This window comes from Pseudomonas peli, from assembly GCF_050563605.1.
Lineage (GTDB): Bacteria > Pseudomonadota > Gammaproteobacteria > Pseudomonadales > Pseudomonadaceae > Aquipseudomonas > Aquipseudomonas peli_A.
Genome location: NZ_JBNXUH010000007.1, coordinates 210,107 through 228,850, shown reverse-complemented (window position 1 = coordinate 228,850; position 18,744 = coordinate 210,107). Strand labels below are relative to the sequence as shown.

The following is an 18,744-nucleotide window of genomic DNA, read 5'->3' as shown; positions in this document are numbered from 1 at the left end:
TTTGGTATAAGAATGTTCGTTAAGAAAACCGTCGCCATCGGCTTTGTCGGTGCCACCCTGGATAGGGTCGGCAAGGGTGCCAATCGCTGGAGCAAGTGGCGGCCTAGCGTCGGCCTGTGCCAGCAGCAGGATTTGCTGATCGACCGCCTCGAATTGATCCACAGCCCCCGCGATGCCGGCCTGGCTGGGCGCATACGCGACGATATCGTCGCGGTCTCGCCGGAAACCGAGGTGTGTTTGCATGCCATGGCCTTGCGCGATCCCTGGGATTTTCAGGAGGTCTACGGCGCCCTGCACGAGTTCGTCAGCAGCTATGCCTTCGATACCGAGCGTGAGGAGTACCTGGTGCATATCACCACCGGCACCCACGTCGCGCAGATCTGCTGGTTCCTCCTGACCGAGGCGCGCTACCTGCCGGCGCGCCTGGCACAGACCTCGCCGGGGCGCCGCGCGGAAGAAACCACCCACAGCGGCACTTGCACCCTGATCGACCTCGACCTGTCACGCTACGACGGCATCGCCACGCGCTTTCGCCGTGAGCAGCAGGAAACTCTGGCCTTCCTCAAATCCGGCATCGCCACGCGCAATCCGGCGTTCAACCGCAGCATCGAGCAGATCGAGCGGGTGGCGGTGCGCTCGCGGGCGCCGATGCTGCTGGTCGGGCCGACAGGTTCGGGCAAGTCGTTTCTGGCCCGGCGCATCTATGAGCTCAAGCGCGCCCGGCACCTGTTGCAGGGGCGTTTCGTCGAGGTCAACTGCGCCACCTTGCGCGGCGACGGCGCTATGTCCGCGCTGTTTGGTCATAGCAAAGGCGCGTTCACCGGCGCGCAGACGGCGCGCGAAGGGCTGTTACGCTCGGCCGATGGCGGCATGCTGTTTCTCGATGAGATCGGCGAGCTGGGGCCGGACGAACAGGCGATGCTGCTCAAGGCCATTGAGGAGAAGCGCTTCTTTCCCCTGGGCAGCGACAAGGAGGTGGAGAGCGACTTTCTGCTGATCGCCGGCACTCACCGCGACCTACGCGAGCGGGTGCAGCAAGGTCTGTTTCGCGAGGACCTGTTCGCCCGTATCAACCTCTGGACCTTCGAACTGCCGGGTTTGGCCGGGCGGCGGGAGGATATCGAGCCGAACCTGGAGTTCGAGCTGGAGCGTTATGCCCGCGAGCAGGGCCGCCAGGTGCGCTTCAATTTGCAGGCGCGGCAGCGTTACCTGGCCTTCGCCGCCAGCCGTGAGGCAGCCTGGAGCGGCAACTTCCGCGAGTTGTCGGCCTCGATCACCCGCATGGCGACTCTGGCCGACAGCGGGCGGATCGACGAGGCTCAGGTGGAGGATGAAATCCTCCGCCTGCAACGCGCCTGGAGCGGTAAAGGGCTGGCCAAGACAGGCATTCAACAGGAATTGGAACGCCTGCTGGGCGAGCGCTGGCAGACGCTGGATCTATTCGATCAGTTGCAATTGCCGGGAGTGGTGGCGCTCTGTCGCGAGGCTGCCAGCCTGTCGGATGCCGGTCGTCAGTTGTTCGCCCAATCGCGCCAGGGCAAAAGCCAGCCCAACGATGCGGATCGGCTGCGCAAATACCTGACGCGTTTTGGGCTGGATTGGCAGGCGGTGCGGGCGTTGTAACGGAAATACCGCTAGCGGTAGATGCTGCTCATGCCCTTGCGCTCGTCCAGACATTCAGGCGAGGCGGTTTCAAATTCGCGGCAGATCAGTGGGCGTACTTCGTAGATGGTGCAGCGCATGCTGTCGCGATCCAGCGCGGCGCACCAGCCGTCGTCCAAACGCAGCATCACTTCGCCGCCCCAGTCATCGGTGTCGATATAGCGCGGCGGTACGCCGGTGTCGGTGATTAGCATGACTTCCAGCTGACAGCAGCAGGCCGCGCAGTTGCTGCAGCTGACTGCGGGTTCGTCCGCGAGTTGGGTATGGGGGATGTTCTGACTCATGCCGCGCAGTGTACGTCATCGGTGTTATTGCGGCGTCTGCTGCCGACGTAGGGTGGCTGGCGTTTTATCCATCCAGCCCTACGCTGAGCCTGTTTGTTACACCGACTGGCGTGCGCGCAGGCTCTGTTCGTACTGGCTGCGATAGAGCTTGGCGAAGCCGTGCAGCACGGGCATCGCCAGCGCCCAGATGGCGCCGATCAGCAGCAGGCTTTGCCAGGTGCCGTAGGGCAGGCCGACGCCAGCAATCTGCGCGCCGCCGTAATAGGACAGTGGTGCACCAATCGCGCCGAGCAAGCTGCCGCGCCACCAGGGTTGCGCGGTCCAGGCCAGGCAGTGGTTGAGCGTGGTCGCCATCAGCAGCCACAGGCAGGCCAGCCATAGAGGAATCAGCGTGCGGGGCTCGCCGAAGTCGAATACGCCGAGGTTGAGCAGAAAGCTGTCCAGCGCGCTGCCAGCGAGAAACACTGTGATCAGTAGTTTGCCTTCCGCCGCCCAGCTGCTGGTCCACAGCAGATGTACCGCCAGCACCGCTGCGACAATCAGCAGCCACAGGCTGTCGCCGCCGAAGACGCAGGCGAACCAGCCGAGCTGAAATAGCAGGGTGTTGACGATCAATTTAGGCATTGAGATTTCCCAGTAGCGGAGCAGGACGTGCCGCCGGTTTCGCCAGCAGCAATTGCGCGGTGCCGATGGTGCGCTCGATAAAGCCGCCCTCGCAATAGCACAGGTAGAACTCCCACAGGCGGAAGAAGTAATCGTCGTAACCCTGCTGCTCCAGCTTGTGCCGCGCGTGGCGCAGGTTGTCGTGCCAGATGCGCAGGGTGCGGGCGTAGTGCAGGCCGAAATCTTCCATGTGGTGCAGGTTCATATCGGTCTTGGCGGTGATGATTTCCAGCATCTTGTTTACCGACGGCAGCGCGCCGCCGGGGAAGATATAGCGCTGAATAAAGTCCACAGCGTTTTTCGCCTGCTCATAGCGCTGGTCGCGGATGGTGATGGCTTGCAGCAGCATCAGGCCGTCGGGCTTGAGCAGGCTGGCGCATTGCTCGAAATAGGTGGGCAGGAAGCGATGGCCGACGGCTTCGATCATCTCGATCGACACCAGCTTGTCGTACTGGCCGGCCAGGTCGCGGTAATCCTCCAGCAGCAGGGTGATCTGCCCCTGCAGGCCCTGTTCGGCGATGCGCTGCTGGGTGTAGGCGAACTGTTCACGCGACAGGGTGGTGGTGGTCACCTTGCAGCCGTAGTGGGTGGCGGCGTAAATCGCCATGCTGCCCCAGCCGGTGCCGATTTCCAGCAGGTGGTCGCTGGGTTTCAGCGCCAGCTTCTGGCAGATGCGTTCGAGCTTGTTCAGCTGCGCCTGTTCCAGGCTGTCATCGGCGCTCTGGAACATCGCCGCCGAGTACATCATGGTCGGGTCGAGGAACTGCTCGAACAGGTCGTTACCCAGGTCGTAATGCGCCGAGATGTTCTTGCGTGAGCCCTTACGGGTGTTGCGGTTGAGCCAGTGCAGGCCCTGGATCAGCGGGCGGCCAAGTTGGGCCAGGCCGCTTTCCATGGCGTCGAGCACATCCAGGTTGCTGACGAATACGCGGATTACCGCGGTCAGGTCCGGGGTGGTCCAGTAACCGTGGATATAGGCCTCGCCCGAGCCGATCGAGCCGTTGCCCGCCACCAGCCCCCAGACCGCGCCGTCCTGCACCTGGATCTCGGCGCTGAGGCTGGAGTGGGCATCGCCGAACTCCATGCGTTCGTCACCTTCGACTATCACCAACTGGCCATGGCGCAGCTGTTTCAGCTGACGCAGCACCGCACGGCGCAGCAGGCTGGCACCGATGCCGCTGCCGGCGCGCACAACATGTTTGGCAGAAGCCAGGCTAGAGCTTTTCATGGGGGACTTCCTTTGATGCGGGGCGGGCGACGCGGAAATCACCTTCAGCGGCCCGATGGGTGAACAGGGGAATACGTTTGAGCAGCAGGCGCAGGGCTTGCCAGTAGATGGCGGCCACGGTCTTGCCGGTCATCCAGGGAAAACTGAGCAGATAACGATGCAGGCTGGCGCGGTTCAGTTCAGTGCGTTGCAGGCTGAGGCTGGCGTCGAAGACTTTCTCTTCGCCGCTCCAGTCGGCCATATGCAGCCCCAAGCGCTCGCCAACCGGGCTGAAACTCATGCGGTATTCCAGCTCGCGCGGCAGAAACGGCGATACGTGAAACGCCTTGGCCACGGCGAAGTGCTGATGCCCCGTACCTTCGGCCGGCAGTACGTAGTGGTAGCGCTCACGCCAAGGCGTGTTGCTCACCTCGCAGAGAATCGCCGCCAGTTGGCCATCGGCTTCATGGCAGTAGAAGAAGCTTGCCGGGTTGAAGGCCAGACCCCAGCTGCGTGGCTGGGTCAGCAAACAGATATGCCCCAGCGGCGTGCGACCCAGCGCTTCGGTGACGCGCTGGCGCACGGCGTCGATCAGGCTGATACCTGCGCCGGTGAGCTGCGGCAGGTAATCGCTTTCGCGAAAGGCAAAGGGCGCGAAACGGCCACGGCCGGCCAGCGGCGACAGCGCGAGCACGGCCTCCTGCTCGCTCAGGTCGAGGTAGAGCAGGCCCATGCGATAGCGGAAGTTGTGCAGGCGCGGCGCAAAACGCCGGTGCTGCACCCAGCCGCTGTACAGGGCGCTGTTCAATACCATTGGGCTGTTCACTACAGGGCCTCACCGAATTCACGGGCCACGCGCAACGCGCTGACCACGCCATCTTCGTGGAAGCCATTGGCCCAGTAGGCCCCGCAGAAGTAGCTGTGGTTGGCGCCGAGCAGTTCTTCCCAGCGCGCCTGCGCGGCCATGCCAGCCAGGCTGTATTGCGGGTGGGCATAGGTGTAGCGCGCCAGAATCTTGCTCGGGTCGATGGCGGCGGTCTGGTTCAGGCTGACGCAGAAGGTGGTGTCGCTCTTAATACCCTGCAGGATATTCATGTCATAGGTCACGGCTGCCGGCTGATCCACCGGGCCACCCAGTCGATAGTTCCAGCTGGCCCAGGCCAGTGGCCGTTTTGGTAGCAGACGGGTGTCGGTGTGCAGCACCACATCGTTGTCGGCATAGGGCAGCGCGCCGAGGATTTCCTTCTCGATCCGGGTCGGTTCGGCCAGCAACGCCAAGGCCTGGTCGCTGTGGCAGGCGAAGATCACCTTGTCGAAGCGCTCGGCTCCGGCGGCGCTATGCAGGATCACGCCGTCGGCATCACGTTCTACGCGGGTCACTGCGCAATTGAGGCGGATATGCTGCTTGAAGGACTCGGTCAGCGGAGCGACATAGCTGCTGGAACCGCCCTCGACCACGCACCACTGCGGGCGATCGCTGACTGACAGCAGGCCGTGGTTTTTGAAAAAACGCACGAAGAATTGCAGCGGAAAACCGAGCATATCGTCCAGCGACATCGACCAGATCGCCGCGCCCATTGGCACGATGTAATGCTGGATAAAGCGCTCGCTGTACCCATTGGCTTTGAGGTAATCACCCAGGGTCATATCGCTGGCGATGCGCTGCAGATTGAGGTCATTCAGCGCCTCGCGATTGAAGCGCAGGATGTCGCGCACCATGCCCCAGAATTTTGGCGAAAGCAGGTTGCGGCGCTGGGCGAACAGGCTGTTGAGGTTGTGCCCGTTGTATTCCACGCCGCTAATCGGGTCGCTGACGGAGAAGCTCATCTCGGTGGCCTTGAAGCCGACGCCGAGCTGGCTGAGCAAGCGGATAAAGTTCGGGTAGGTCCAGTCGTTGAACACGATAAAACCGGTGTCCACGGCGTAGCGTTGGCCAGCAATCTGCACATCCACGGTGTGGGTGTGCCCGCCAATCCAGTCGCCGGCCTCGAACACGGTGATGTCGTGGCTGCGGTTAAGCAGGTAGGCGCTGGTCAAACCGGCGATACCGCTGCCGATAATGGCGATCTTCATGGGCTGTCCTTGGTCTTGGCTTCAGTGCGGGCCATACGGGCACCAATGGCCACCTGCAAGCGCTTGGGCAGATGACCGAGCAGCTTGAGCATGGCGATAAAGGGGCCGGGGAAGCTTATTTCGAAGGGCTGCTGCTGCAGGCGTTCGGCGATATAGCGGGCGGCTTTGTCCACCGGCCAGCGCATGGGCATGGGGAAGTCGTTCTTCTGCGTCAGCGGGGTGTCGACAAAGCCGGGGCTGACCAGGGTGACGGCAATGTTTTCGGCGTGCAGGTCGATGCGCAATGCCTCCATCAGGTAGCGCATGGCGGCCTTGGACGCGCCGTAGGCTTCGGCGCGCGGCAGCGGCATAAAGGTCACCGAGCTGCCGACGCCCACCAGATGCGCGCGGTTGCCCAGGCGCAACAAGGGCAGGGCGGCTTCGATGCAGTAACTGGCAGAGAGCAGGTTGGCGCGCATTACCCGTTCAACCATCGCGGCCTCGAAGGCGCTGACCTCGACATACTCGCAAGTGCCGGCATTGAGAATCGCGCAATCCAGCGCGCCCCAAACCTGGCCAATATGCTCGCCGATGCCGCGCACTTGGCCAGCATCACCGAGGTCACCGGCAACCACCAGCACCTGCAACGGGTAACGTTTGGCCAGTGCCTGCAAGGGCTCGATGCTGCGGGCGCTGAGGGCCAAACGATGGCCTTGCTCGAGCAACTGTTCGGCCAGGGCGGCGCCGATGCCACTGCTGGCGCCGGTGAGCCAGATACGTCGTGCGTTCGCGTTCATGCCAACCTCCGTTTCAGCCAGCGAATTGCCGAGCCGAGTAAGGGCAGGTGCTCATAGAGCAGGCTGCCTGCATCGAAATAGTCGCGGTGGCGATAGACCTTGCTGTGCCACAGCAGGTGAGAGCAGCCTTCCACGCGGATCAGCTGGCCACCGGCCAGACGCGGGTGGCGGTAACTCATGGTCCAGCGCAGGTAGCCTTCACCGTCGCGCACCTGATCAAAGCCGTAGAAGTCGAAGCGCAGTTCACTGACGTTGGCGTACATCTCGCCGAAGTAGCGCTGCATATTGGCCAGTCCGCGTACCTCGTGCAGTGGGTCGCAAAACAGTGCGTCGTCGCTGTAGAGCTGGCCCAGGCGGTCGAGGTTGTCCTTGTTCAGCCCGGCAAAGTCCTGGGCGAACTGGCGCAGAAAGTCGCTCACAGCACCTCCTCGCCGGCAAAGTGCGGCAGGCTCTTGAACGCTGCCAGGGCACGCGTACGACTCTTGCTCAGGTCGACAATCGGCGCGGGGTAATCGGCGATGCCAAACAATCCGCCGATCGCCGCCGGGTTATGGATATTGGTTTTATTCAGGCCGACCAGTTCGGGCAGCCACTGGCTGATAAAGCGGCCATCCGGGTCGAACTTCTGCGACTGGCTGAGCGGGTTGAAGATGCGAAAGTACGGCGCCGAATCGGTGCCGGTAGAAGAACTCCACTGCCAGCCGCCGTTGTTCGCCGCCAGGTCGCCATCGATCAGGTGGCGCATAAAGAAGCGCTCGCCTTCGCGCCAATCGATCAGCAGATTCTTGGTCAGGAACATCGCCACGATCATGCGCAGGCGGTTGTGCATCCAGCCGGTGGCCAGCAACTGACGCATCGCTGCATCAATAATCGGGAAACCGGTGCGGCCTTCTTGCCAGGCTTTCAGCTCCTGCGGCGCATTACGCCAGGCCACGGCCTCGGTTTCCGCGCGGAAGGCGCGGTGCATGGAAACGCGCGGGTAACCGACCAGAATATGTTTGTAGAACTCGCGCCAGAGCAGCTCGTTGATCCAGGTGATGACCCCGACATTGCCGCTGTCGAACTCGCCCTGGTTGGCCTGCAAGGCTGCATGCAGGCACTGGCGCGGTGAAATCACCCCGGCGGCCAGATAGGTGGAGAGCTGGCTGGTGCCGGGCTTGGCCGGAAAGTCGCGGGCGCTCTGGTAGAAGTCGATCTGCTGCGCGGCAAAGTCATCCAAACGCCGCGCCGCCTCGGCTTCACCGGCGGGCCACAGCTCACGCAGTTCGGCAGCGGGCAGGGCGAAGCCTGCAACTTGTTCAGGAATGGCATCGCTTTGAATCGCCTGCGGCGCCTGCGCTTTAGGCGTGGCGATCAGCGTGGGCAATGCGGTATGCAGGCGCTGATAGCAGACCTTGCGGAACTGGCTGTAGACCTGAAAGTAACCGCCGGATTTGGTCAGCACGCTGCCGGGCTTGAAGAACAGCTGATCCAGATGGCTGCGGAAATTTATCCCCAAACCATCAAGCGTTTTCGCTACGGCCTGGTCGCGGCGGGTTTCATGCACGCCGTACTCTTCGTTGACCTGCACTGTGCCGATCTGCAACTGCTGGCACAGCTCGCCGATCACCTGCGGCGCGGCGCTCCAGTTATCGGCTTCACGCACTAGCAGCGGCACATTGAGTTTGCCCAGTTCAGTGGCCAGCTCTTTGAGGTTGCGCAGCCAGAAGTCGACCTTGCTCGGCGCATCATCGTGGCTCAGCCACTGACCGGGGCTGAGCAGGTACAGCGCCACGGTCGGGCCGCTGCTCATGGCGGCAGCGAGGGCGCTGTTGTCCTGCACGCGCAGGTCGGTACGAAACCAGATCAATTGCAGCATGTTCAATCCCGTTGGCTGTGCAGCAAATTAAGGTCGGTAAGGCTGTGCAGCGCGGCCAGCGGGTCGGCGGCCAGGCTCAGTTCGGCGTTCTGCGCGGTGATGGCGACTAATTCCTCGGCGTGGATCTGCACCACCTGACCGACCAGCAGGCAGGGGCAGTCATAACCGCCGAGCAGGCGTTGCAGGTGGGTGCTGTTCAGCGCCTGGCTGGAATACAGCAGCACCGCACGCGGCTGAATATGCTCGACCGCCAGGGCCAGTTCGGTCGGTGGCAGTGGCCAGTCGAAGACTTCCACCGGGCAGCCGGCGCTGCTCGCTAGCCAGGCGGTGAGCCACAGGCCGGGGGCCATCGGCAGGTCGGAGACGTTGATCAGCAGCAGTGGGGCGCCGTTGCACTGGCGGTTGTTGTGGTACAGGCGCGCACCGAGCTTGCTGCGCAGCCAGGAATAGAAGAACACCCGCTCGGCCTGGGCGCCGAACTGGTTGCGCCAGCGCAGCTCCAGATCACTCAGCAGCGGCAACAGCAATTGCTGGCACAGGGTGTGCGGCGGGTAGAGCGCCAGTTCGCTGTTGAAACACTCGTCCAGGCGCCGCTCATTGAGGTTGCAGATGGCTTCCTGCAACTGCTGGCGCCGGGCTTCCCACTGTGAACTGGCTTCGGCAAACGCCGGTTGATTGGAACGCAGCAAGCCCTTGACCTGACTGACCGAAACGCCGCGATTGAGCCAGGTGAGAATCGCCTGAATACGCAGCACATGCTCATCGGCATACAAGCGATGACCCTTGGGCGTGCGGTGCGGCACGATCAGGCCATAACGGCGCTCCCAGGCGCGCAGGGTGACGGCGTTGACCCCGGTGATGCGCGCCACATCGCGGATCGGCATAAAACCCTGGGCGATGGCCGCCTGGTAGTCGTCGGCCGCGCCTGTGCTGATTGGCTCCAGGCTCATAGGGCGTTACGCAGGCTGAGGTTTTCCGGGTGCGGTTGCAGGTAAACCTGCTGCGCGACGTAGCTGTCCGGATGGCGGCGGAAATGGTGCTTGAGCAGGGTCATGGGTACGACTAGCGGCACCACGCCATGGCGGTACTGGCCGATCAGCTGCTGCATTTCCTGCTTCTCGTCGCTGCTTAGCGACTGCTTGAGGTAGCCGCTGAGGTGCTGCAGCACGTTGCTGTGGGTACGGCGGGTAGCGCAGCTTTTCAGCGCGCTCATCAGCTCGCTGAAATAGCGCGGCGCCAGCTCGTTGATGTCGTGCTGGCCGAGGTTGCCGAGCATGCGTCCGAGCAGTTTGTACTGCATGGGATTGGTGGCCATCAGCAGGTATTTGTAGCGCGAGTGGAAGTCGATCAGGCGCTTGCGTGTCAGACCGTCGCGCAGCAGCTGTTGCCATTCCGAATAGGCGAACACGCGGGTGATAAAGTTTTCGCGCAGGATCGGATCATTCAGACGGCCATCTTCTTCCACTGGCAGGTTGGGATGCCGCGCGCAGAAGGCCTGGGCAAAGATGCCACGGCCAGGCTCGCTGGGGCGGCCGTTGTCCTGATAAACCTTGACCCGATGCAGGCCGCAGGACGGCGACTGCTGCATAAAGATGTAGCCGCAAATATCGGTCAGCTCACCGGCCATGCGCTCGCCATAGGCGGCCAGGGGTTCGGTGACATCCACCTCGCGTCTGACCGTGCCCACTGCGCGCGGTGCTAGCGGATCGCCGACCAGGCGGATCGGCTCACGGGGGATGCCCATGCCGATGGCCACTTCCGGACACAGCGGGGCGAAGTCGAAATATTCGCTGAGGGTGCGGCTGCACAGGCGCGATTCCTTGTGGCCGCCGTTGTAGCGAACCTCGGTACCGAGTAGGCAGGCGCTGATGCCCAGTTTGGGTTTGCCGGTGGCGGTTTCGGATGGGCTCATGGGCAACCTCTGATGTACGACTTGTACAGATCCTGATGGATGTACAACTTGAGTTCATCATAGGTTTGTAATTGTACAAGTCAATATCTTTGTACAACTACTGTAGGGTTTTGTGTGTAAACCTGTTACTTCCAGCCCATGCGCCAGTGCTCGGGATTTTCCAGTACGCGCCAGTCCAGGCGTTGGCAACGCTGGTTGAGCACGGCCTGCAATTCGATCTGCAACACAGTGCCGTCTTCGTCGCAAAACAGTTCGGTAACGAGAAAATGTTTCTCACGGTTCTGCGGCTGCGCTGCTGTCCATTTCGACAGCAGCAGCTTGCGCGGATTGAACCGATGCTTGGCCGGCGCGCGGGCCTGAATGCTCATTGCAGGTGTTCGAGCAAGCGCCGCGCCGCTTCCTGGCCGCTTAGCCAGGCGCCTTCAACCCGGCCGGACAGGCACCAGTCGCCGCAGGCATAGATGCCCAGATCGGCATCGGCCAGTACTCCCCACTGGTGTGCGCTGGCCGGACGGGCATAAAGCCAGCGGTGCGCCAGGCTGAAAGCTGGGGCGGGTACGGCGCAGCCGATCAGTTCGGCGAAGGCGCCGAGCAGGTGTTCGATCACCGCTTCCTTGGGCATATCCAGGTGCTGCTTGGTCCACTGACTGGTGGCATGCAGCACCCAGGTGTCGAGGCTGGTGTCACGGCCGGGTTTGCTGCGGTTGCGCGCCAGCCAGTCGAGCGGGCTGTCCTGTACAAAGCAGCCTTCCACGCGGGTTTCCAGCGGGTTGGCAAAGGCCAGGGCCACCGCCCAGGTTGCGTCCATGGCCACGCTGGCGGCGGCGCCGGCGAGTTTCGGTGCGCTGGACAGCAGCGTGGTGGCCTGTGGCGCCGGGGTGGCGACGATCACATGGCTGAACGGGCCGTGGTTGTTGCCTTCGGCATCCTGCAGGTGCCAGTGCTGCTCACCGCGAAACACTTCGGTAATGCGGCAGGAGAAGGTCACCGGCAATGCGCCGAGCATGGCGCGGGTGATCGCACTCATGCGCGGGCTGCCGACCCAGCGCACTTGTTCATCCGGTGAGGCGCTGAGCTGGCCGTTATTGAAGTTGTACAGGCTGGGGGTCCATTCGGCGACCCAGCCACGCGCTTGCCACTGCTGCACCGCCTCGACAAAGCGACGGTCGCGGGCGGTGAAGTACTGCGCGCCAAGGTCCAGCGCGCCGGCATCACTGCGCTTGCTGGCCATGCGGCCGCCACTGCCGCGGCTCTTGTCGAACAGTTGCACCGGATGTCCGGCGGCATGCAGCGCCTGTGCGGCAGACAGCCCGGCGATGCCGGTGCCGATGATGGCGATGGGGTGTAGAGCGGTCATGGTCTACCTCGTGTTTTCAAGCGTTAGGCTACGCTTTAGACAAAAGCTATACAATATGGTTTTTGTGTATAAGCTATGCCGGAGTCGATCCTGCCTTCCTATAGTTAAGACAACCTGCAGACGGATTGAAGCCACAAACAGGCATAAATCAGTCCGCGGTTGTGAATTATGCAAAGGTCATGCGAGGGCACTGTGATGCACATACTTCTGACTGGCGGTACCGGCTTGATCGGGCGGGCGTTATGCCGCCACTGGCTGCAACAAGGCCATCAGCTGACGGTGTGGAGCCGCAGGCCCGAGCAGGTCGCGGCCCTGTGTGGCGACGCGGTGCGCGGTATTGGCCAGCTCGATGAGCTGGGCGAAGAGCCGCTGGATGCCGTGGTCAATCTGGCCGGGGCGCCGATTGCCGACCGGCCCTGGACGCGCAAGCGCAAGGCGCTGCTGTGGGCCAGCCGGATTGGCCTGACTGAGCAACTGCTGGCCTGGCTGGAGAGCCGCGAGCACAAGCCGAAGGTGTTGTTGTCCGGTTCGGCAGTGGGTTGGTACGGCGATGGTGGCGAGCGCGAGCTGCATGAGGATTCGCCGCCAGTAAGTGAGGATTTTGCCGCGCAGCTGTGTGGCGCCTGGGAAGAAACTGCCCAACGCGCCGAGGATTTGGGTATCCGTGTGGTGCTGCTGCGCACCGGGCTGGTGCTGGCCAGTGACGGTGGGCTGCTCAAGCGTCTGCTGCTGCCGTTCAAGCTCGGTTTGGGCGGCCCGCTGGGCAATGGTCGTCAGTGGATGCCGTGGATTCATCTCAGCGATCAAATCGCCCTGATTGATTTTCTCCTGCAGCAGGAGCAGGCCAGCGGTCCTTATAATGCCTGCGCGCCGACGCCTGAGCGTAACCGCGCCTTCAGCCAGGCCTTGGGCCGCGAGCTGCATCGGCCGGCCGTGATGCCTGCCCCGACGTTTGTCCTGCGTGTGCTGCTGGGTGAACTGTCGGTGCTGCTGCTCGGTGGCCAGCGCGCGATGCCGACGCGCTTGCAGGAGGCTGGCTTCAGTTTTCGTTTTACTCATTTGGATGTGGCTCTGGCGGATCTGCTGGGCCAACCTGACTAGGACTTTGCATGACCGATCACGCCTTGCTGTTGGTAAATCTGGGCTCGCCGGCTTCCACTGAAGTGGCCGATGTGCGCCGTTACCTCAACCAGTTTCTGATGGACCCCTATGTCGTCGATCTGCCCTGGCCGCTGCGGCGTCTGCTGGTTTCGCTGATTCTGATCAAGCGCCCGGCGGCCTCGGCGCATGCCTACGCCTCGATCTGGTGGGACGAAGGCTCGCCGCTGGTGGTGCTGAGTAAGCGTCTGCATCAGGCGATGAAGGCGTCCTGGACCCACGGCCCGGTGGAGTTGGCCATGCGCTATGGCGAGCCGTCGCTGCAAACCGTGCTGACTCGCCTGGCCGCCCAGGGCATCAAACAGGTCACCCTGGCGCCGCTGTACCCGCAATTTGCCGACAGCACCACCACCACGGTGATCGAAGAGGCGCGGCGGGTGGTGCGTGAGCAGCAATTGCCAATGCGCTTTTCCATCCTGCCGCCGTTCTACGACCAACCGGAATACCTGGATGCTCTGGTCGACAGCGCCAAGCCTTATCTGGAGCAGGATTTCGACCATCTGCTGCTGAGCTTTCACGGCCTGCCGGAACGTCACCTGCACAAGCTCGATCCCAGCAATCACTGCCTGAAAGGTGCCGATTGCTGTCGCACGGCCGCGCCCGAAGTGCTCGCTACCTGTTACCGCGCCCAGTGCCTGCGCAGCGCCGAGCTGTTTGCTCAGCGCATGGGGCTTAAGCCTGAGCAGTGGTCGGTGTCGTTCCAGTCGCGCCTTGGCCGGGCCAAGTGGATCGAGCCCTACACCGAGGCGCGTCTCGACGAGCTGGCTAAGCAGGGCGTGAAGAAGTTGCTGGTGATGTGCCCGGCCTTTGTCGCCGATTGCATCGAAACCCTGGAAGAAATCGGCGACCGTGGCCGCGAGCAGTTTGTCGAAGCCGGCGGCGAGAGCCTGCAGCTGGTGCCGTGCCTGAATGATCATCCAAGCTGGGTTGCGGCTTTGAAGACCCTTAGCGAGCGTGCCCCGCTGATGCTCTAGCAGACCTTTGAAAGCTACCTGCGTTGGCAATACTGCGTTAGAAACGGCCTCAAAATGCTCATTTACAACACGTAAACTCCGCTTTCTCGGCCGTTTCTGCCTTGTCTTGCCTGCCTCGCCTACGCTTTCAACGGCCCGCTAACCGAATGCGGCGCGGCTGTCATTCGCTCGAAGGGATGCCGCGCATTCGCCTCACTGATAACACCTAAGGGCGATACTCATCGCCCTGTATATCGGCCTAAGCTGGCAGTTCTTTCAACCGTCGTGCACCGCACCAACGGTGCCGAGGAGACTGCCAGTGCCCAACAACAATAACGGCTATCCCTCAGCTACCCGCGCCTGGGTAACTGTCGCCATCCTGATGGTGGCGTACGTGCTGTCGTTTATCGATCGGCAGATTCTCAATCTGCTGGTTGGCCCGATTCGCCGTGACCTGATGATCAGTGACACGCAGATGAGCCTGCTGATGGGCCTGTCATTCGCACTGTTCTACACCGTCTGCGGCATTCCTCTGGGCCGTCTGGCCGATACCAAGAGCCGCCGTGGGCTGATTGCCATCGGCGTGCTGTTCTGGAGTGCGGCCACCGCTGCCTGCGGCATGGCCAAGCTGTACTGGCAATTTCTGATCTGCCGCATTGGCGTCGGTGTGGGCGAGGCGGCGCTGTCGCCTGCGGCCTATTCGCTGATTGCCGACAGCTTCCCGGCTGAGCGCCGTGCTACGGCGATCAGCGTGTATTCCATGGGGGTTTACCTCGGCTCCGGTCTGGCCTTTCTGCTCGGCGGCCTGGTGATTCAATTCGCTTCGGCGCAGGGCGATGTGGTGCTGCCGGTGTTCGGTGAAGTGCGTCCGTGGCAGTTGATCTTCCTGATTCTCGGCGCGGCTGGGGTGCTGTTTACCTTGCTGATGCTGGCAGTGAAAGAGCCGGCGCGGCGCGGCGTAGGCGCCGGTATCGCGGTGCCGCTGGCGGATGTTGGGCGTTATATCCGCGCCAATCGCCGCACCGTGCTGTGCCATAACTTCGGCTTTGCCGGCCTGGCGTTTGCCGGTTACGGTAGCGCGGCCTGGATCCCGACCTTCTTTATCCGCACCTACGGCTGGGACGCCAGCCAGGTCGGTATTATCTACGGCAGCATTGTTGCGGTCTTCGGTTGCCTGGGTATCGTCTTCGGCGGCCGTTTGGCCGACTGGATGGCCAAGCGCGGCAGCAGCGACGCCAATATGCGCGTCGGCCTGTATGCGGCCATTGGTGCGGTGCCTTTTGTGCTGGCCTTCCCACTGATGGAAACTGCGCTGTGGGCGGCAGTCCTCACCGCGCCTGCGGTATTTTTCCTGAGCATGCCGTTTGGCGTGGCGCCGGCGGCGATTCAGGAAATCATGCCCAACTCGATGCGCGGCCAGGCCTCGGCGATCTACCTGTTCGTGATCACCCTGATCGGTCTGGGCATCGGCCCGACGGCGGTGGCGCTGGTGACTGACTACGTGTTTGCCGATGACATGGCGCTGCGTTATTCGCTGCTGATTGTTACCTCGCTGGCGGTATTCAGCTCCATCGTGCTGCTGAGCATGAGCCTCAAACCGTATCGCGAGAGTGTGGTGCGGTTGCAGGGGTGGTCGGCCAACCCGGCTTAAGTCATGCCACATGGCATAAAAAAGCCCCGCAGATGCGGGGCTTTTTACTGGATGCGGTTTACAGGTCCGGCTCTTCCAGCACGGTCTTGCTGCGCCAGCCTTGGCCACCCGGCAACACCAGGTTAAGTACCAGGGCGCAGATGGCGCACAGGGAAATGCCGGAGAGGGCGAAGTCGCTGTTGCCAATCACCATGCCGCCGATGCCGAACACCAGGGTCACCGACACGATGATCAGGTTGCGCGCCTCGGACAGGTCGACCTGATGGCGGATCAGGGTATTCAGGCCCACCACTGCGATGGAGCCGAACAGCAGGCAGAGAATGCCGCCCATGACCGGTACCGGAATGCTCTGCAGTGCGGTGCCGAACTTGCCGACGAAGGCCAGGCCGATGGCGAAGCAGGCTGCCCAGGTCATGATCTTCGGGTTGTAGTTCTTGGTCAGCATCACCGCGCCAGTGACTTCCGCATAGGTGGTGTTGGGCGGGCCGCCGAACAGGCCAGCGGCCGAGGTGGCCAGGCCGTCGCCAAGCAGGGTGCGGTGTAGGCCGGGTTTCTTGATAAAGTTCTTACCGGTCACGCTGCCGATCGCCACCACGCCACCGATGTGTTCAATAGCCGGAGCCAAAGCGACCGGGACGATGTAGAGAATCGCGCCCCAATGCAGCTCAGGCGTCACGAACGCCGGAATCGCCAGCCAGGGTGCGGCCGCGACATTACTGGTGTCGATCACCCCGCAGAACGCCGCGACGATACAGCCGACGATAATCCCCGCGAGGATTGGCACCAGGCGCAGCAGGCCACGGCCCATGGCGGCGACCAGTACGGTGGTGATTAGCGCCGACATGGAAATCAACATCGCGGTTTCATACGGCACCAGCTGCGCGCTGCCATCACCGGCCTTGCCCATGGCCATGTTCACCGCCACTGGCGACAGTGCCAGGCCGATGGAAATGATCACCGGGGCAATCACCACCGGCGGCAACAGACGGTCGATAAAGCCCGCGCCTTTAACCCGCACTACGGCGCTGAGCAGGATATACACCAGGCCCGAGGCAACGATGCCGCCGAGCACGGCCGGCAGGCCGAACTCACCTTTGGCGGCGAGAATCGGCGCGATAAAGGCAAAGCTGGAGGCCAGGAATACCGGTACCTGGCGGCCGGTCACCAGTTGGAACAACAGGGTGCCGATACCGGCGGTGAACAGTGCGACGTTGGGGTCCATGCCGGTGATCAGTGGCATTAGCACCAGTGCGCCGAAGGCCACAAACAGCATCTGCGCGCCGGAAATACCCTGGCGCCAGAGTGGGTCGTTGTATTCGTCCTGCATTTGGGTCTGTTCCTGTTTCATTAGTGAGCCGCGTTGCCGCGAGAAATTGCCCCCGGTTAGGCGCAGGACGCGGGTAATGGCGCGCCCTTGCCAAGTCCTGCAACAACAGCGGGGGCAATTTCTCGCGCAACCCGCAGGGCCGTGCCTGTTTTAGTGCGATGCTACGTTTCTCAACACTCATTTGGAGCAACCAAACTTCGTGTCTCGTGCCTTGCCTCGCACTAAAATAGGCTTCGGCGCGGCCACGAATGAAACGGGAGCAGACCCTAGGCATCCTTCTGCTTGGTGCCGAAGATCTTGTCGCCGGCATCACCGAGGCCGGGAATGATGTAGCCGTGCTCGTTCAGGCGCTCGTCGATGGAAGCGGTGAAAATCAGCACATCCGGGTGCGCGTCGTTGACCACCTTGATCCCTTCCGGGGCAGCGACCAGGACCATGGCGCGGATGTCCTTGCAGCCGGCTTTTTTCAACAGGTCGATGGTGGCGACCATCGAGCCGCCGGTGGCCAGCATCGGGTCGATGATCATCGCCAGGCGCTCATCGATTTCCGGCACCAGCTTTTCCAGATAGGTGTGCGCTTGCAGGGTTTCTTCGTTGCGCGCCACGCCCACGGCGCTGACCTTGGCCCCCGGAATCAGACTGAGCACGCCTTCGAGCATGCCGATGCCGGCACGCAGGATGGGTACTACGGTGATTTTCTTGCCGGAGATTTTTTCCACCTTCACGGTGCCGCACCAGCCTTCGATCTCACAGTCTTCCAGCGGCAGATCCTTGGTCGCCTCGTAGGTCAGCAGCGCGCCGACTTCCTGGGCCAGCTCGCGAAAGTTCTTCGTGCTGATATCGGCGCGGCGCATCAGGCCGAGTTTGTGGCGGATCAGCGGGTGGCGGATCTCGAGAATGGGCATGGTGGGGTCTCCGGCAGGACGGGCGAAAAATTGCGTTAGATTAAAGCATTGGCTAGTCCAAGTGCTGCCTCGGGCTCGGGTGAAATCGGCAATTAGCGTCTAAATTTCTCCTGTTGCCGACAAATTGCCCTGTTTGTCTGGCAACCCTTGCTCTGCTCTACGCAGATGGGTACCTTTGCCGGCTTTTATTTTGACGCATTGATCAGCTTTCTGATCTGGCCGTCCCGCTCCCAAGAGGAAACAGCATGTCCGTCGATCTCGCGCACATCCGCCAAGTTATGGCCGAAGCCGATTGCCTGCACAGCAATGCCGAGGTCGAAGTGGCTATCGACGCCATGGCGGCGGCCATCAACAACGAGATGGCCGACAGCAATCCCGTGGTGTTCTGCGTGATGAACGGCGGGCTGATCTTCTCCGGCAAGCTCCTGCCTAAGCTCAACTTCCCGCTGGAATTGTCCTATCTGCACGCCACTCGCTACCGCAATGAAACCAGCGGCGGCGAGCTGTTCTGGAAGGCCAAACCGGAAATCTCCTTTATTGACCGCGACGTGCTGATCATCGACGACATCCTCGATGAAGGGCACACCCTCGGTGCCATCATCGATTTTTGCCGGCATGCCGGCGCTAAGAACGTTCGCATTGCCGTGCTGGTAGACAAAACCCACGACCGCAAGGCTCGCCCCGACCTCAAGGCTGATTACGTCGGCATGCCCTGCGTCGATCGCTACGTGTTTGGCTACGGCATGGACTACAAGGGCTACTGGCGCAATGCGCCGGGCATCTACGCAGTTAAAGGTCTGTAAGCACCCTCGATACTGGATGCGCACGCAACTTACGTAGCCCGGATTGCATCCGGGCTACACGGCTCAAGGCCCACGGTGGATAAGCTGCGCGTTATCCACCCTACGTTGCTACAGATCGCCGCGTTGGTGTAGGAGCGGCCTTGGCCGCGATAAGC

19 protein-coding genes are annotated in these 18,744 nt (G+C 62.2%); 5 read left to right on the top strand and 14 right to left on the bottom strand.

Annotated features, from left to right (window positions below; all coding sequences use genetic code 11):
- Nucleotides 1-12: 12 nt before the first annotated feature.
- A complete protein-coding gene (rtcR, locus tag ACQ4LH_RS11100) occupies nt 13-1,623 on the top strand; it encodes an RNA repair transcriptional activator RtcR (protein WP_430697222.1) in 1,611 nt (536 codons plus the stop codon).
- An 11-nt stretch (nt 1,624-1,634) separates the two neighbouring features.
- Here rtcR and ACQ4LH_RS11095 read toward each other — a convergent pair whose 3' ends face one another.
- The 12 genes from ACQ4LH_RS11095 to ACQ4LH_RS11040 form a co-directional block, all read right to left on the bottom strand.
- Nucleotides 1,635-1,946 (bottom strand): YkgJ family cysteine cluster protein, encoded by a 312-nt coding sequence (locus ACQ4LH_RS11095; RefSeq protein WP_275963423.1) that lies wholly within the window; start codon nt 1,944-1,946, stop codon nt 1,635-1,637.
- Between the two features lie 96 nt (nt 1,947-2,042).
- Nucleotides 2,043-2,570 carry a DUF2878 domain-containing protein gene (locus ACQ4LH_RS11090; protein ID WP_430697221.1) on the bottom strand — a complete coding sequence of 176 codons (528 nt, stop codon included), beginning with the start codon at nt 2,568-2,570 and terminating at the stop codon, nt 2,043-2,045.
- Complete coding sequence (locus ACQ4LH_RS11085) at nt 2,563-3,837, bottom strand: class I SAM-dependent methyltransferase (RefSeq protein ID WP_430697220.1); 1,275 nt, start codon at nt 3,835-3,837, stop codon at nt 2,563-2,565. Before ACQ4LH_RS11085 ends, ACQ4LH_RS11090 begins: the two co-directional genes overlap by 8 nt.
- Entirely contained in the window at nt 3,824-4,624 is an 801-nt protein-coding gene (locus ACQ4LH_RS11080; protein WP_430697264.1) for a DUF1365 domain-containing protein, read from the bottom strand. Before ACQ4LH_RS11080 ends, ACQ4LH_RS11085 begins: the two co-directional genes overlap by 14 nt.
- Nucleotides 4,625-4,641: 17 nt before the next feature.
- On the bottom strand, nt 4,642-5,889 hold the full coding sequence (locus tag ACQ4LH_RS11075; RefSeq protein WP_430697219.1) for an NAD(P)/FAD-dependent oxidoreductase: 1,248 nt from the start codon (nt 5,887-5,889) through the stop codon (nt 4,642-4,644).
- Complete coding sequence (locus ACQ4LH_RS11070) at nt 5,886-6,665, bottom strand: SDR family NAD(P)-dependent oxidoreductase (protein WP_430697218.1); 780 nt, start codon at nt 6,663-6,665, stop codon at nt 5,886-5,888. The genes ACQ4LH_RS11075 and ACQ4LH_RS11070 overlap by 4 nt, the downstream gene beginning before the upstream one ends.
- On the bottom strand, nt 6,662-7,084 hold the full coding sequence (locus ACQ4LH_RS11065) for a nuclear transport factor 2 family protein (protein ID WP_305593599.1): 423 nt from the start codon (nt 7,082-7,084) through the stop codon (nt 6,662-6,664). Before ACQ4LH_RS11065 ends, ACQ4LH_RS11070 begins: the two co-directional genes overlap by 4 nt.
- Nucleotides 7,081-8,520, bottom strand: coding sequence for a deoxyribodipyrimidine photo-lyase (gene phrB / locus ACQ4LH_RS11060; protein ID WP_430697263.1), 1,440 nt, complete (start codon nt 8,518-8,520; stop codon nt 7,081-7,083). Before phrB ends, ACQ4LH_RS11065 begins: the two co-directional genes overlap by 4 nt.
- Nucleotides 8,521-8,525: 5 nt before the next feature.
- Nucleotides 8,526-9,473, bottom strand: a complete 948-nt coding sequence (locus ACQ4LH_RS11055) for a MerR family transcriptional regulator (RefSeq protein WP_430697217.1) — start codon at nt 9,471-9,473, stop codon at nt 8,526-8,528.
- Entirely contained in the window at nt 9,470-10,435 is a 966-nt protein-coding gene (locus ACQ4LH_RS11050; RefSeq protein WP_430697216.1) for a YbgA family protein, read from the bottom strand. The genes ACQ4LH_RS11055 and ACQ4LH_RS11050 overlap by 4 nt, the downstream gene beginning before the upstream one ends.
- Before the next feature lie 125 nt (nt 10,436-10,560).
- Nucleotides 10,561-10,803, bottom strand: coding sequence for a TIGR02450 family Trp-rich protein (locus ACQ4LH_RS11045; protein ID WP_430697215.1), 243 nt, complete (start codon nt 10,801-10,803; stop codon nt 10,561-10,563).
- Nucleotides 10,800-11,792 carry an NAD(P)/FAD-dependent oxidoreductase gene (locus ACQ4LH_RS11040; RefSeq protein ID WP_430697214.1) on the bottom strand — a complete coding sequence of 331 codons (993 nt, stop codon included), beginning with the start codon at nt 11,790-11,792 and terminating at the stop codon, nt 10,800-10,802. The genes ACQ4LH_RS11045 and ACQ4LH_RS11040 overlap by 4 nt, the downstream gene beginning before the upstream one ends.
- A gap of 195 nt (nt 11,793-11,987) precedes the next feature.
- On the opposite strand from ACQ4LH_RS11040, the gene ACQ4LH_RS11035 reads away from it, so the two are divergent.
- The 3 genes from ACQ4LH_RS11035 to ACQ4LH_RS11025 all read left to right on the top strand — a co-directional run bounded on the left by ACQ4LH_RS11035 (nt 11,988) and on the right by ACQ4LH_RS11025 (nt 15,554).
- Nucleotides 11,988-12,893 (top strand): TIGR01777 family oxidoreductase, encoded by a 906-nt coding sequence (locus tag ACQ4LH_RS11035; RefSeq protein ID WP_430697213.1) that lies wholly within the window; start codon nt 11,988-11,990, stop codon nt 12,891-12,893.
- A gap of 8 nt (nt 12,894-12,901) precedes the next feature.
- Nucleotides 12,902-13,924: a ferrochelatase gene (gene hemH, locus ACQ4LH_RS11030; RefSeq protein WP_430697212.1), complete on the top strand. Its 1,023-nt coding sequence runs from the start codon at nt 12,902-12,904 to the stop codon at nt 13,922-13,924.
- Nucleotides 13,925-14,222: 298 nt separating this feature from the next.
- Nucleotides 14,223-15,554 (top strand): spinster family MFS transporter, encoded by a 1,332-nt coding sequence (locus ACQ4LH_RS11025; RefSeq protein WP_430697211.1) that lies wholly within the window; start codon nt 14,223-14,225, stop codon nt 15,552-15,554.
- 58 nt (nt 15,555-15,612) lie between these two features.
- Here ACQ4LH_RS11025 and ACQ4LH_RS11020 read toward each other — a convergent pair whose 3' ends face one another.
- Both ACQ4LH_RS11020 and upp read right to left on the bottom strand, forming a co-directional pair.
- Nucleotides 15,613-16,881 (bottom strand): uracil-xanthine permease family protein, encoded by a 1,269-nt coding sequence (locus tag ACQ4LH_RS11020; RefSeq protein WP_430697262.1) that lies wholly within the window; start codon nt 16,879-16,881, stop codon nt 15,613-15,615.
- A gap of 266 nt (nt 16,882-17,147) precedes the next feature.
- Nucleotides 17,148-17,786 carry a uracil phosphoribosyltransferase gene (upp, locus tag ACQ4LH_RS11015; RefSeq protein WP_430697210.1) on the bottom strand — a complete coding sequence of 213 codons (639 nt, stop codon included), beginning with the start codon at nt 17,784-17,786 and terminating at the stop codon, nt 17,148-17,150.
- Between the two features lie 245 nt (nt 17,787-18,031).
- On the opposite strand from upp, the gene ACQ4LH_RS11010 reads away from it, so the two are divergent.
- Entirely contained in the window at nt 18,032-18,589 is a 558-nt protein-coding gene (locus ACQ4LH_RS11010) for a hypoxanthine-guanine phosphoribosyltransferase (RefSeq protein ID WP_430697209.1), read from the top strand.
- Nucleotides 18,590-18,744 lie beyond the last annotated feature (155 nt).

Bases quoted from the DNA above. Each gene is read 5' to 3' on its own strand.
- rtcR (WP_430697222.1), top strand. From the start codon at position 13: ATGTTCGTTAAGAAAACCGTCGCCATCGGCTTTGTCGGTGCCACCCTG.
- ACQ4LH_RS11095 (WP_275963423.1), bottom strand. From the start codon at position 1,946: ATGAGTCAGAACATCCCCCATACCCAACTCGCGGACGAACCCGCAGTC.
- ACQ4LH_RS11090 (WP_430697221.1), bottom strand. From the start codon at position 2,570: ATGCCTAAATTGATCGTCAACACCCTGCTATTTCAGCTCGGCTGGTTC.
- ACQ4LH_RS11085 (WP_430697220.1), bottom strand. From the start codon at position 3,837: ATGAAAAGCTCTAGCCTGGCTTCTGCCAAACATGTTGTGCGCGCCGGC.
- ACQ4LH_RS11075 (WP_430697219.1), bottom strand. From the start codon at position 5,889: ATGAAGATCGCCATTATCGGCAGCGGTATCGCCGGTTTGACCAGCGCC.
- ACQ4LH_RS11070 (WP_430697218.1), bottom strand. From the start codon at position 6,665: ATGAACGCGAACGCACGACGTATCTGGCTCACCGGCGCCAGCAGTGGC.
- ACQ4LH_RS11055 (WP_430697217.1), bottom strand. From the start codon at position 9,473: ATGAGCCTGGAGCCAATCAGCACAGGCGCGGCCGACGACTACCAGGCG.
- ACQ4LH_RS11050 (WP_430697216.1), bottom strand. From the start codon at position 10,435: ATGAGCCCATCCGAAACCGCCACCGGCAAACCCAAACTGGGCATCAGC.
- ACQ4LH_RS11045 (WP_430697215.1), bottom strand. From the start codon at position 10,803: ATGAGCATTCAGGCCCGCGCGCCGGCCAAGCATCGGTTCAATCCGCGC.
- ACQ4LH_RS11040 (WP_430697214.1), bottom strand. From the start codon at position 11,792: ATGACCGCTCTACACCCCATCGCCATCATCGGCACCGGCATCGCCGGG.
- ACQ4LH_RS11035 (WP_430697213.1), top strand. From the start codon at position 11,988: ATGCACATACTTCTGACTGGCGGTACCGGCTTGATCGGGCGGGCGTTA.
- hemH (WP_430697212.1), top strand. From the start codon at position 12,902: ATGACCGATCACGCCTTGCTGTTGGTAAATCTGGGCTCGCCGGCTTCC.
- ACQ4LH_RS11020 (WP_430697262.1), bottom strand. From the start codon at position 16,881: ATGCAGGACGAATACAACGACCCACTCTGGCGCCAGGGTATTTCCGGC.
- upp (WP_430697210.1), bottom strand. From the start codon at position 17,786: ATGCCCATTCTCGAGATCCGCCACCCGCTGATCCGCCACAAACTCGGC.
- ACQ4LH_RS11010 (WP_430697209.1), top strand. From the start codon at position 18,032: ATGTCCGTCGATCTCGCGCACATCCGCCAAGTTATGGCCGAAGCCGAT.